Genomic DNA, 12,377 nt, shown 5'->3' with positions numbered 1-12,377 from the left:
TTGGAAGATGTATTTTTATACATCTTTACAACTTTTTTATGATACCATAGAACGTATTAAAGGAAAAGTCATTTATAAGACCTTCTCTTTATTTTCTAACATCTGAATAAAGAACACAAATTAATACGTTTTTATCTTTAATATCATGGGAAAAGAATGTAAAATAGTGGATGATATGACAAATAATATTGATAGGAGGAGACGACCATTGACGGATGGCAAGAGCCCTTTCTTAAAATCGAGTCCTTTTAACTTTTTTGAAGAACAATTCCATTACGATCAATTATTAGGGACACTCGCACAACAACCTTATGTAACAGATTATGCAGCATTTATCTCAATGATTCACCTTTCTCCTATCCCCAAACTCTTTATTGATGCAAATCAACAGATCCTGTATATTAATCAGGCAGGCTTGGAGCAAGCCAATATGCGTAGAGAAGAAGTGTTTGGTCAAAAGTTGGAAAAAATTTTACCAGCATATCTCCATAAAACTGATTTCCAACAAATTTGGAAAAAAGGCACTGCTACAAACGGTTGGAATGGCACACTTGAGTATCAGCATCTTTCAGGTGAAATTCGAACGCAGTGGTTTAAATTTGTTCACTTTAAAACATCTGAGGGGAAACCAGCTTATTTTGGGCTTTATTTTACAGATAAAACATTCATAAAAGATACTGATATGACTAATGCCCATTTAACTTACGTTGATCCAGTAACTAGTTTGCCAAATCTTAATCAGTTTGTATATGATGTTCATAAAATTGAGCAAAAAACAACTCCTGAAAGATGCGCAGTGGCATTATTTCGATGTAGTAACATAGCTGAAATTGCAGCTCTTTACTCTAAAAACGTTCGAAAAATCGTCATTTTGGAAGTAATCAAAAGAATTCAACATTTATTACCAGAGGATTATAAAGTTTACCGTCTATCACGTGAAGTTTTTGGAGATTTTTCTTATCCTTTAACTGATACAGATTCATTCAAAAAATTATTAGAAGCTATTCGTAATAGCCTTTTGGAACCAGTAGTCATTTCTGAGCAAACTATTTTTTTGAATATAGAAATTGGTGTCACTTGTTTTCCTGAAGAAACAACTAATCTATCCTCGTTTCTTGAAGATGCAGAAATTTGTTTAAGACAGCATAAGCAAAACAAAATTATCTGTTATTCCAAAAAGATGACTCAAGAATTTGTCATGAGTTTAAAAACGATTGATCGACTCATGTTAGCAATTGCCAAAGATGAATTAGAAATGTACTATCAGCCCATATTCGATCATGATAAGCAAATTATTGGTGCAGAGGCTTTGCTTCGTTGGAATGATGCTGAATTAGGCCATGTTCCACCAAATACGCTTATTAAACATGCTGAAAAACATGGTCATATTTCTGAATTAACTCATTGGATTTTCGAAAGAGTATTTAAAGACAAAATCTATGAAACAATCCCAAATGTATCTATCAATGTAGATGTAACTCAGATTGAACAACCAAACTTTTTACAAATGCTTCACGCTCTTGTAAAAAAACATAATGTCAATGCCCATCATATTGTATTTGAAATAACCGAACATCAAGCAGTGGTAAATTCAGAAATTGCTTTAAAAATCATGAAGCAGTTAAAAGAATGTGGCTTTAAAATTGCACTAGATGACTTTGGCGTAGGCCACTCAGCTTTGGCTTTACTCGGAACACTTCCGGTAGATATTGTCAAAGTGGATGCCTCCTTTATTACTAATCAAACGATTACAACAACTAAAGGAATTATCGCCAAACATATTGTTGCTTTAGCACAGAATCTGCAATTAAAAACGTGTTGTGAAGGAATTGAAACAGAAAATGAAGCAACACTTGCCAAAATGCTGCATTCTGATTACATGCAGGGATATTTATTTAGTTACCCTTTAACTGTCAAACAATTCACCAAAGAATTCCTCGTTATCGATGAATAAAAATACAACAATCTAGAGAGAAAGAAGTGTAAAAATGATGCAACAATTAATTGTTCGAGGAGCACCCCAAGAATATGAATGTCGTGTTGGTTCATGGCAAAACTTAGAGGAACATTTATTAAAACGAAAGTTAAATCGAGTTTTAATTCTTCATGGAAAAGATTCTTGGGAGGCTGCCAAACCTTATTTCCCTACCTTAAAAACAATCACTTCTCGTTTTGAATATTACGGAGGCGATTGTACCGATAAAAAAACAGCTTTTTTCACACAACTAATTCAACAAGAAGCTATTGACGGCATTGTATCAGTCGGTGGTGGTAAAGTCGCTGATTTAGGAAAAGCAATTGCTAACAAAGCAAATGTCCCAATCTGTATACTACCTACTTTAGCAGCAACATGTGCAGCTTATACACCATTGAGTGTTGTCTATTTTGAAGATGGTTCCATGGATCGATACGATGTATTCAATCAAGCAAATGCATTAGTTTTAATTGAACCTGAAGTCATCCTACATTCACCGATTGAACTAATGATTGCGGGAATTGGTGATACATTAGCAAAATGGTATGAAGCTGAACCAATCATTGCACAATTAGCTACCAAACCAATCGAAATACAAGTCGCTGAATTCGCTGCTAAAAAAAGCCGTGATATCTTATTAGCAGATAGTTCGGATGCCTTACTCGCTATGAAAAAGCAAACATTAACACCAGCTTTTCTAAATGTTTTAGAAACAAATATCTTACTTGCTGGCATGGTAGGCGGTTATGGTGATGACTTCGGACGAACTTCCGGAGCACATTCCCTACATGATGCGTTGACCATTTTACCGGGTAGTCATTATCAGTTACACGGAAATAAAGTTGCTTATTGTATTTTAGTGCAATTAGTGATTGAAAATAAACTCGCTGAAATTGAACAATTATTACCTTTTTATCAGCAATTAAACTTACCAATTTCATTAAAAGCGATGGATCTTCAATTAACAGATGAAGATTATCAACGTGTTGCTGAACGTGCATCCTTACCTGGAGAAACGATTCACTTACTAAAAGAGACGATTACACCTGAAGTAATTGTTTCAGCGATGAAAAAACTCGAAGCCATCACAAATTAAAATTAAAAAAAACATCGAAACGATAGAAATGAGCGTGCTCAATATCGTTCCGATGTTTTTATTTAAAGGAGCAAGAAATCAAATGGTCATTGACCATCCCAACTGATTGCATAAAAGCATACACACTTGTTGGTCCTAAAAATTTAAATCCCGCTTGTTTTAATTCCTTACTTATTGTCTTAGCTAACTCTGTAGATACTGGAACTTCGTGAGTATTTTGCCATTGATTAATGATAGGTTCTTCGACAAATTTCCATATAAAAACATTAAAGCTTCCATATTTTTCTTGAATTTTTAAATAAGCTTGTGCGTTATTGATGAGTGCTTCAATCTTTTTTCGATGGCGAATCACGCCTGGATTAGCCAATAATGTTAAAATTTTATCTTCTTGATAATCAGCAATTTTATGATAGTCAAAAGAATCAAACGCCTCACGCATGCTTTCCCTTTTTTTCAAAATAGTGGACCAGCTTAAGCCTGCTTGCATGCTCTCTAATACCAACATTTCAAATAGTTTTTCTTCATCGTGCAATGGTTTACCCCATTCATAATCATGATAAAGCTGCTCTAATTCATTCGTTACCCAATCGCATCGCTTCATTAATTTTACCTTCTTTTCATTTTTCAATTTCCTGAATGGCTGGTACAACTGTTCGCAAAAAATTATCTTCACTAATTGTGTTAAATTTGAAAATCATGCCCAGACTACCACCCGTAGAGATAACTGTTACATGAGTTGCATCCATATCAGATACAACAGTTAAATGCAAACTTACTCGGTTATCACTTAACCATCCATAACGCTCATATGCATGAATTGCTACTTTAGTATCTCCAACTTGAAATTCAGTACTTTCTTCTAAGGAACAAGTACTACTACCGTTCACAATTGTCGTACTAAGGAACGTCAACACTTCTTCAAATGTGCCATTTACATCTGCTTCATAGATTGCCATGTTCATTCACCTCATGTTCTTAATTTATGCACTAGCTAAAGTGTTCTAATCACTTTATTTATAGTTAATCGATTCCTACTTTTTGGCTTCGACGCTCCATTAATACGGCATCTCGCCAAACGCCAAAACGATCTTTACCGATTTTTTCACGATAACCTACCTGACGGAAACCACACTTTTCATGTAGTAGAATGCTCCCGCTATTATTTGCAAAAATATCGGCTTCTAACATCCAAAAATCTTTCTCTTCAGATAAGACAATCAATTTTTCCAATAAACGTGTTGCTATCCCTTTGCCTTGATATTCTTGATCGATATAAATACTAACTTCTGCTACGCCATAATATTCTGGAATTTTTTCATAGGCTTGTTTTAAAGAAGTCCATCCAATCACTCGTTCACCAGCTAATGCCACTAATCGGCCAATTGGTAGACGTTCGTCATCAAATTCTTCATAACTCAACGTTTCAATATCAAAAGTAGCTAAATTCGTTTCCATTCCTTGTCGATAAATAGCATAGACTTGAGACCAATCCGTCGCGGTCATTTCTCTTAATTCAATCTTCATCAAAAAACTCCTTTCATGACTATTTTCTTATAGATAGTAAACGATTGCAACTATTCTAGGATACATTTCGCCATTCTAGAACGTACGTTTGCTTCCGTAAGAAAATATGCTATAATTTAGCTAAAAGAAAATAGGTGATGATGATGAAGAAAACAAATCTAGAACGAGTCTATAAAATGACTTTTGCCAGTGTGTATCCAATGTATGTTACAAAAGTTGAAAAAAAAGGCCGTTCAAAAGCTGAATTAGACACCATCATTGAATGGCTAACAGGTTTTGATACAACCAGTTTACAACAACTGATTGACGAACAAGTCACTTTTGAAGAGTTTTTTAAACGTGCGACATTAAACGAAAATATTTCTTTAATTACTGGCGTGATTTGTGGTGTACGAATCGAAGAAATTGAAGATCCGTTAATGAAAAAAATTCGTTATTTAGACAAAATTGTTGATGAATTAGCCAAAGGTAAAAAGACAGAAAAAATTATGCGTTAGAGGTGTATCCCATCACCTCTTTTTATTTTGCCATTCTTCGGCCAAAAGACCATAGATTAATGTATCTGTCCATTCTCCTTTATTCCAAAAGTCTTCTTTAAAATCGCCTTCTTTGCGCATACCTAAACGTAAGCAAACCTTTTCTGATGCTTGATTACGTTTATCTAGCACGGCTTGAACTCGATGAACTTCGTATTTTTGAAATAACTGCGTAATAACAGCCTGCAACGCTTCAGTCGCTAAACCTTTTCCACTGTATCTGGGATGGAAAGTATAACCAATTTCAAGTGTTTCTCGCATTTCTGTATAAAATACAGTAATATCGCCAATCACGGTTTCTTGATAATTCACTGCTAAATGTAAACTATTGTCTAAGGTCAAGGTGTGCGCCTTTACCTTCTTCATAAAAGCTTCCTGAGCCTTTTCTTCCGTCCACGGCTCATGCAACAAATAACGACAGACATCAGCACGTTGATAAATTGCGAAAGTTTCATTAAAATCTTCCCTAATAAATGGTCGAATTGTTAAACGTTCTGTTTTTAATTTCATCGTTTTCCCCCTTTTTATTAGTATAACAAAGAACTATCCTTTCTACTCAGCTCAATGGTATAATAAATAAAAAAAGAGGTGATGAACATGAATTTCGCACAAAAAAGCCGAGCAAGACTAAAAAATATATCTTTAGCAATTACTCGTTTTTGGTTTTCTACAATTATTTTTATTTTAACTACGGGAACGGTTATGTTTGCTATTGAGACAGAAACTGATTTAAGCAAAGAAATTTTGACTTTAGTTATTGCGGGTTTGTTAGGAATTGCAGTTCGTTTCATTTGCGAACGACTTTCTAAACGCCCATTTCAAATTCCCTTGTTACTTTATGCAAACGTTCTTTTATTCTCTGTTGGTTACTATCTCTACTTGTATTATACTGATTTTTATTTATATCTCACTGGAATTCGTAGTGGCATTTTAGTATTCATTATTTGCCTAAGCATTATTTGGATTCCTACTATCAGACGTGATGAGTTTGCTTTTTCTCGTAGTTTCATGATTTTTACGAAAGCTTTATTTGTTGCTACGCTCTTCTCTCTGGTTTTAATGTTAGGTTTGCTTGCAATTGTCAGCGCATACAGTTTCTTAATCCAAACAATTGATTATACTATTTATGCACATATTGGAGCATTTACATGGTTTGGTTTCTTCACCTTGTATTTTCTATCATTAATTCCTCATTTCCCACATAATAGTGCTGATGATGATGAGAATTACCTACGTTCCTCTATGGTTCCCAAGTTTTTAGAAATTCTACTTTCTTATATTGTAATTCCAATTATTATCGCTTATACCTTGATTTTATTACTTTATATTATCCAGAATATCACTGGTGATTTTTGGAATAACAGCCTTTTAGAACCCCTTTTAGTCAGTTATGTAGTAGCTGGTTGGTTTACTTTATTCTTAATTGATACACTTGAAAATAAGACTGTACGCGTGTTTAAAAAAGTATTTCCACTTCTCTTGTTCATAGTAACGGCTCTGCAAGGTGCTTCTTCCTTCATCAAATTTCAACAGTTAGGTATTACAGATGGTCGTTACTTTATTTTGCTATTTGTTATTTTTTCAACCCTTTCAAGTTTGATTTATCTATTTTGGCATAGAAAAATGACATGGATTCCTGGACTGTTACTTTTCTTATCCATCATTTCAATCTTACCTTACATCGATGCTGTTTCGATTGGTATATATAGTCAAACGCAGCAACTCGAAGCAACGTTAACTCGAAATGATATGTTAGAAAATAATAACATTCAACCAAATAGTCAATTATCGAAAGCTGATAAAAAACGAATTGTTGAAAGCTATAATTATTTACAAAAAGTTGATGAGTTAGATAAATTACCTTATTTTGATACCAATTATTTAAGTAGTCGTGAGTTCGCAGAAACTTTTGGATTTGACCGCTATTCTTTAGATATCCCTTCACCTAATCAAGGCTATCCGCAAGCAAAAAATATTTATATTGATATGGATCAAGAAAAAGGAATACAACTAGATGTATCTAGTGCAAATATATTTGTACCGTTTTCCGTTTACGATGGTAAAATTGCACAATCAAATGATACCAATGAATTGACGATAACTTATCAAAATCAAGATTATCAATTAATTTGGGAAGAAGACGCAGAAAAAAAATTGATTTTAGAAATTAAAAATCAAGAAAAAACACTGGCTTCTTATGATTTACGTTTCCTACGCGAAATCGAAAAGCTAAATGTTTCTAATGAAAGTGTGACCTTAGCTCCAGAAGAATTGACTTTCAGTGAGCAATTTGATGAGTTAACCTTAACATTATATGTTACACGTTTATTTGTCGAAGAAGAACGTAATGTTGACGGTGATTTTTATCTGTTACTATCATTTACTCAATAAAAAAAAATTCTTTGCAAGATATATCTTGCAAAGTTTTTCTATTTCAAAAGGAGGTAAACTATGCTTAAAATTACTCATATTTTTGAGCGTCATCATTTATTAGTGAATGATTACCAAGAACTTTCCTCGGGATTCTCAAATTCAAAAAAATATTTAATAAATACTTGCAATAACAAATATTTTTTAAAAATTTTTCCTCTAGCTAAATTTGAACGCTTACAACAACAAATGCTACTCTTAAAACAACATCAAAAAAATCAAGTGACTTGTCAAGTCCCCATTTTTTATGGTGTTTTTGAAGACAATCAACTATGCTATTTCATTTATGAATATCTTTCCGGTGTTACATTAGATAATCTGCTACCTAATATTACTCTAACTAAACAATACGAATTAGGGATTCAAGCTGGTCAAGAACTTAAAAAAATCCACTTACTCTCTGTTTCATCTAATTTTAATTGGTATCAAACACGCTATACTAAATATCAAGATAAAAAAAAGCAGTGTGAAGCATTAAATTTACATTTTTATCATCAAAAAGAAATTGAAACATTTATCAAAGAAAATTTCTATGTCTTAAAAAATAGCCCTATATATTTTCAGCATGATGATTTTCATCCACAAAATTTACTTTATCATCATAATAAGATTTTTGTTCTTGATTTCGATTCATTTGATTGGGGTGATCCATGGGAGGACTTTTTCAAGCTTCCAAAATACACGATACCGATTAGTGTTGAATTTGCTAAGGGACAAATAATTGGTTATTTTGACGGGAATATTCCAAAAGATTTTTGGAAAAAGTATCACTTGTTTGTAGCCCTAAATTGTCATGCCAGTCAGCTCAGTGGCTATCGACTTGGAAATAGTACAGCAGTCCAAGAACGTACAAAAAAAATTATTCAAACACACCCTTTTTCTGATTATGCCCCAGAATGGTTTCAGCAACAAACCACCAGTTAGATTCACTAATTGGTGGTTTGTTTTACTTTATCCATTTTTTTGTTGCAAAATATGCCCAAACAATTTGACCGATTAGTGTGAAAATAAAAGATACTCCTACAATAATTAAAACAATCTCTTTTACTTCTTCAGTTAAAGTGAGTTCAATTCCTTCTAATTTTTGTATTTCTAAAAAGAAGACACTTAAAATCAAACTAACCAGCACAATACAAACCATAATAAAAAGCGCTACCATTTCACTTCTACCTCCGTTCTTCTTATTCTAACAATTTTTCTAATAGGAAGAAATAGAAACAGCAAAAAAATATTTATTAGATTAAAATCATCTTTTTTACTTTTTCTACTTTACAAACCGAACAAACATTCGTATAATATAAATACAAACATTCGTTCGTATTTATTGAAGAGGTGAGAAAAATGAAAGCAATCCGTCGTTTTGGTTTAATGTTAACTATTCTTTTGATTGGTATTGTTATTGGTAATTTTGGTATGTTAACAGCAGTTTTAATTGTATGTCCTCTCTTTACTTTTTGGTTAATTCTTTGGGATGATAAGAAGTTTCGTCAAGCAGAACGGAAATATTATCAGGAACAAGAAGAATACTATTCTTCTGAATATTATCATTATGAATAAAAATAACGTAAGAAATGTAAAATCGATTCTAAATAATGAAAACTGGCAATACGCCTATTTCGTAAAACTAAACTAGCGAGCTAGTTTAATGGGAATATCCTAGAACAAAAGAACGAACCAGCTACCCAACTAGCTAGTTCGTTCTTTGTCATGCCTATAAACCAAGAAATCTAATGTAAAATAGTGGTAAAAGTCTCATCCATACTCTTTTTTAACGATACAAAAGCCACACTCTTTTTGAGTATGACTTTTCTATTTTATACAATTTTTTTAATTAGCTTTGACTTAAAATCTATTTGTAGTGTTCTGCTTTATTAGTATTCCATTAATGTCAAGATATCATAGCCTTCAATCTTATCTCGTCCATGTAAATCCATCAGTTCAATTAAGAACGCACAACCAACTACTATACCACCTAATTTTTCAATTAATTCAATCGTTGCTTTAATTGTTCCACCAGTTGCTAAAAGATCATCGCAAATTAAAACACGTTGACCAGGTTTAATGGCATCGGCATGAAGCGTTAAGGTGTCACTACCGTATTCTAAATCGTAAGAAACTTCAATCGTTTCGCGAGGTAATTTTCCTGGCTTACGTACTGGAGCAAAACCGACACCTAATTCATAAGCTACGGGACAACCGACAATAAAGCCACGAGCCTCTGGACCTACGACCATATCAATCTGTTGTTCTTGTGCATAATCAACAATCTCTTTTGTCGCTGCTCGATATGCTTCCCCATCAGCCATTAATGGTGAAATATCTCGGAAAATAATTCCTTTCGATGGATAATCTGGAATGCTGGCAATGTAATTTTTTAAGTTCATATTTTTTCCTCCTGTATTGATAGCCAATCTTTTAATGTTGTTAGATCGCTCAATAATAAAAATTCTTCTATTTTAATTTGTTTCGCGCGCTCTTGATAGATGCGACTTTCCGTCAATGCGTGGTTGGTAGGATGGTCAACCTTACGCATAACGCCATCCGTTATTGTAACAAAACCCAACTCAGAAAACACCTGAATCATAAAAATAAGTAATTTTTGAGGGATTTTTAAGTAATTTGCCACAATTGACAATTTATAACGAACATCTACTTTATCTTGTGATGCAATAAATTTAAATAACCTAGCATACTGATCACGTGAACCTAAACCATCTAAATAAGCATCATCTTCTGCTTGGCACAAAATATACACACGAGAAACCTGTGAGTCATTCACTGTTTTCTTCATCTCAGATAATGTGGCTGGACAGTCTAAAAAGACAATTTGCTCTGCTTCAGATTGAATATGGGTATTATCAGAAACTACCGTTACTTTTTGCTGAAGTTTCTTTTCCCACTTTTGTGCTGTTTTTTCAGAAAAACTAATAAAGAGTGTCGGTTCAGTAAACTGTAAGGCTTGTTGATATTTCTTTGCACGGTAATCAAATACTTGTAACGCATTAATTTGATAATCTTCTAGCATCAATTGCGGAATTCGTTTGCCGTTCCACTCGTTAATTGACAGTTGTCCTACTACGCTTAAATCATCACTGCGAAATTCTAATTCTTGTGCACCAAAGCCAAAGCCAACACCATCTAATTGACTGCTTGTATCAGTTAAAGTAAATTTTAAATGCTGGTTATTAGCACCAATTGTTCGGCTATTGCTAACTGCAACTTTTTCAAACAAGAAATTCGGTAATGGATTATCCATTCCAAAAGGTGCTAATAATTTTAATGATTCGATGAAGTCAACAGAAACTTCTTCAACTGCTAGTTTGGAATCAATTACCAGATGCATCCCACCTGTCAACTGATGTTCGTCCATATAACGATTCATTTGTTCTTGTAAGATGGTAATATTTTCAACTGCTAGGCTCAAACCAACAGCTGCATGATGCCCACCAAAGCTAGTCATCCATTGCCGCATACCATTAAGCATCTCATATAGATTAACTGATTCCACGCTTCGGCCTGAACCTTTAGCTATGCCATCTGCTTTTTTTGCCAAGACAATTGTAGGTTTGCCTGTTGCTCGTAAAATTTTACCCGCAACGATGCCCAATACACCCTCATGCCAATTTTCACCAACAATTAAATGAATCTTATCCTCTGGTCGAATCATTGATAGGGCTTCTTGCGTAATTACTTCTACTAAATCTTTACGACGTGTATTCACTCGATCTAAACGACCTGCTAATTCTTCTGCTTCCTTGTCATCGAACGTTGTCATTAATGTAACAGCAGGATTAGGATCTTCTAAGCGGCCAATCGCATTCAATCTTGGTCCAATTGAAAAACCAATGCTCGTCTCGTCTAATTTATCAGCCGAAACACCACTGACTTCTAACAGTTTCTCTAAGCCAATTCGTTCAGTCTGTTTGATTGACTGTAAACCAAATGAAACTAAAGTACGATTCTCATCCGTCAAAGAGACCATATCAGCAATCGTACCAATTGTAACCAAATCTAAAAATTCAGTTGGAACTTCCTCCAATAAGGCACAGGCAACTTTAAACGATACACCAACTCCAGCTAAATCACCAAATGGATAACTTCCTTCTGGATGTCTTGGATGGATAACGGCATACGCTTCAGGCAGTTCATCAGGTAATTCATGATGGTCTGTTACAATAACATCAACACCTTGGCTATTCGCATAGGCAATTGCCTCATGTCCTGAAACCCCATTATCGACTGTCACAATTAACTGTATTCCATCTGCAATTTTTTGTTCATAAACTGTTTGGTTAGGTCCATAGCCATCAGTAAAACGATTGGGTAAATAAAATTCAACATCCGCACCTAAGTTTTCCAACGTTTCTTTCATAATTGTCGTACTAGTAATTCCGTCTGCATCATAATCACCATACACTAAAATACGTTCTTCATTGATAATGGCTTGTTGTATCCGTTCGACTGCCTTTTCCATCTCAAAAAGCAGAAATGGGTCGTGCAATTGTTCTAACGAAGGTGTTAAAAATGTTTCTAACGATTCAGCAGTTTGCAAACCACGATTCCAAAAAAGCTTTCCTAACGAATGAGGAATTTTCTTTTCTTCTAATATTTGGATAAATGTTTCAGGTAACGCCTCTTCTGAAGGTAATTGCCATTGAAAACTTGCTTGTTTCACCTAATCACTCCTAACCAAGTTATTTTACCACATCACTACCTAAAAACAAATGAAAGTATTCAAAATGACTGTTATAACAAGCTTCTTTAGAAATAATTACCGAATAATATGACTTCACAATAACTGTATGTTACACTGGTA

At 33.9% G+C, this 12,377-nt stretch carries 13 protein-coding genes; 6 read left to right on the top strand and 7 right to left on the bottom strand.

From position 1 onward, the window contains the following. Positions 1–208 precede the first annotated feature (208 nt). The gene (locus AC4BC5_RS13630) at positions 209–1,954 is read left to right on the top strand and encodes an EAL domain-containing protein (RefSeq protein ID WP_490495904.1); all 1,746 of its coding nucleotides are present in this window, start codon (positions 209–211) and stop codon (positions 1,952–1,954) included. 34 nt (positions 1,955–1,988) lie between these two features. After that, positions 1,989–3,071 (top strand): iron-containing alcohol dehydrogenase family protein, encoded by a 1,083-nt coding sequence (locus AC4BC5_RS13625; protein WP_490495903.1) that lies wholly within the window; start codon positions 1,989–1,991, stop codon positions 3,069–3,071. Positions 3,072–3,129: 58 nt separating this feature from the next. Here AC4BC5_RS13625 and AC4BC5_RS13620 read toward each other — a convergent pair whose 3' ends face one another. The 3 genes from AC4BC5_RS13620 to AC4BC5_RS13610 form a co-directional block, all read right to left on the bottom strand. Further along, positions 3,130–3,672: a DNA-3-methyladenine glycosylase I gene (locus AC4BC5_RS13620; RefSeq protein ID WP_490495902.1), complete on the bottom strand. Its 543-nt coding sequence runs from the start codon at positions 3,670–3,672 to the stop codon at positions 3,130–3,132. Positions 3,673–3,688: 16 nt separating this feature from the next. Then, the gene (locus tag AC4BC5_RS13615; protein WP_490495901.1) at positions 3,689–4,027 is read right to left on the bottom strand and encodes a DUF6054 family protein; all 339 of its coding nucleotides are present in this window, start codon (positions 4,025–4,027) and stop codon (positions 3,689–3,691) included. 64 nt (positions 4,028–4,091) lie between these two features. Next, the gene (locus AC4BC5_RS13610; protein ID WP_490495900.1) at positions 4,092–4,595 is read right to left on the bottom strand and encodes a GNAT family N-acetyltransferase; all 504 of its coding nucleotides are present in this window, start codon (positions 4,593–4,595) and stop codon (positions 4,092–4,094) included. Between the two features lie 143 nt (positions 4,596–4,738). Between AC4BC5_RS13610 and AC4BC5_RS13605 the strand changes: the two genes are divergently transcribed. Beyond that, positions 4,739–5,092 carry a DUF2200 domain-containing protein gene (locus tag AC4BC5_RS13605; protein ID WP_490497559.1) on the top strand — a complete coding sequence of 118 codons (354 nt, stop codon included), beginning with the start codon at positions 4,739–4,741 and terminating at the stop codon, positions 5,090–5,092. A 12-nt stretch (positions 5,093–5,104) separates the two neighbouring features. Here AC4BC5_RS13605 and AC4BC5_RS13600 read toward each other — a convergent pair whose 3' ends face one another. After that, positions 5,105–5,641: a GNAT family N-acetyltransferase gene (locus AC4BC5_RS13600; protein WP_490495899.1), complete on the bottom strand. Its 537-nt coding sequence runs from the start codon at positions 5,639–5,641 to the stop codon at positions 5,105–5,107. An 87-nt stretch (positions 5,642–5,728) separates the two neighbouring features. On the opposite strand from AC4BC5_RS13600, the gene AC4BC5_RS13595 reads away from it, so the two are divergent. Beyond that, entirely contained in the window at positions 5,729–7,522 is a 1,794-nt protein-coding gene (locus AC4BC5_RS13595; RefSeq protein ID WP_490495898.1) for a DUF4153 domain-containing protein, read from the top strand. A gap of 60 nt (positions 7,523–7,582) precedes the next feature. After that, complete coding sequence (locus AC4BC5_RS13590) at positions 7,583–8,485, top strand: aminoglycoside phosphotransferase family protein (RefSeq protein WP_490495897.1); 903 nt, start codon at positions 7,583–7,585, stop codon at positions 8,483–8,485. Positions 8,486–8,507: 22 nt separating this feature from the next. On the opposite strand, the gene AC4BC5_RS13585 is transcribed toward AC4BC5_RS13590, so the two are convergent. After that, positions 8,508–8,720, bottom strand: coding sequence for a hypothetical protein (locus AC4BC5_RS13585; RefSeq protein WP_490495896.1), 213 nt, complete (start codon positions 8,718–8,720; stop codon positions 8,508–8,510). 182 nt (positions 8,721–8,902) lie between these two features. On the opposite strand from AC4BC5_RS13585, the gene AC4BC5_RS13580 reads away from it, so the two are divergent. Then, positions 8,903–9,118, top strand: a complete 216-nt coding sequence (locus AC4BC5_RS13580) for a hypothetical protein (RefSeq protein ID WP_490495895.1) — start codon at positions 8,903–8,905, stop codon at positions 9,116–9,118. A gap of 314 nt (positions 9,119–9,432) precedes the next feature. On the opposite strand, the gene AC4BC5_RS13575 is transcribed toward AC4BC5_RS13580, so the two are convergent. Both AC4BC5_RS13575 and recJ read right to left on the bottom strand, forming a co-directional pair. Continuing rightward, on the bottom strand, positions 9,433–9,945 hold the full coding sequence (locus AC4BC5_RS13575) for an adenine phosphoribosyltransferase (RefSeq protein WP_490495894.1): 513 nt from the start codon (positions 9,943–9,945) through the stop codon (positions 9,433–9,435). Further along, a complete protein-coding gene (gene recJ / locus AC4BC5_RS13570; protein ID WP_490495893.1) occupies positions 9,942–12,236 on the bottom strand; it encodes a single-stranded-DNA-specific exonuclease RecJ in 2,295 nt (764 codons plus the stop codon). Before recJ ends, AC4BC5_RS13575 begins: the two co-directional genes overlap by 4 nt. Positions 12,237–12,377: the final 141 nt, after the last annotated feature.

The organism is Enterococcus sp. AMC2644, from assembly GCF_058216475.1.
The sequence above is the reverse complement of the archived record's forward strand: the minus strand, read 5'-3'. Positions and strand labels throughout refer to the sequence as shown.

Coding starts and splice junctions, on each gene's coding strand:
- AC4BC5_RS13625 (WP_490495903.1), top strand. CDS start 1,989: ATGATGCAACAATTAATTGTTCGAGGAGCACCCCAAGAATATGAATGT.
- AC4BC5_RS13620 (WP_490495902.1), bottom strand. CDS start 3,672: ATGAAGCGATGCGATTGGGTAACGAATGAATTAGAGCAGCTTTATCAT.
- AC4BC5_RS13615 (WP_490495901.1), bottom strand. CDS start 4,027: ATGGCAATCTATGAAGCAGATGTAAATGGCACATTTGAAGAAGTGTTG.
- AC4BC5_RS13610 (WP_490495900.1), bottom strand. CDS start 4,595: ATGAAGATTGAATTAAGAGAAATGACCGCGACGGATTGGTCTCAAGTC.
- AC4BC5_RS13605 (WP_490497559.1), top strand. CDS start 4,739: ATGAAGAAAACAAATCTAGAACGAGTCTATAAAATGACTTTTGCCAGT.
- AC4BC5_RS13600 (WP_490495899.1), bottom strand. CDS start 5,641: ATGAAATTAAAAACAGAACGTTTAACAATTCGACCATTTATTAGGGAA.
- AC4BC5_RS13595 (WP_490495898.1), top strand. CDS start 5,729: ATGAATTTCGCACAAAAAAGCCGAGCAAGACTAAAAAATATATCTTTA.
- AC4BC5_RS13590 (WP_490495897.1), top strand. CDS start 7,583: ATGCTTAAAATTACTCATATTTTTGAGCGTCATCATTTATTAGTGAAT.
- AC4BC5_RS13585 (WP_490495896.1), bottom strand. CDS start 8,720: ATGGTAGCGCTTTTTATTATGGTTTGTATTGTGCTGGTTAGTTTGATT.
- AC4BC5_RS13580 (WP_490495895.1), top strand. CDS start 8,903: ATGAAAGCAATCCGTCGTTTTGGTTTAATGTTAACTATTCTTTTGATT.
- AC4BC5_RS13575 (WP_490495894.1), bottom strand. CDS start 9,945: ATGAACTTAAAAAATTACATTGCCAGCATTCCAGATTATCCATCGAAA.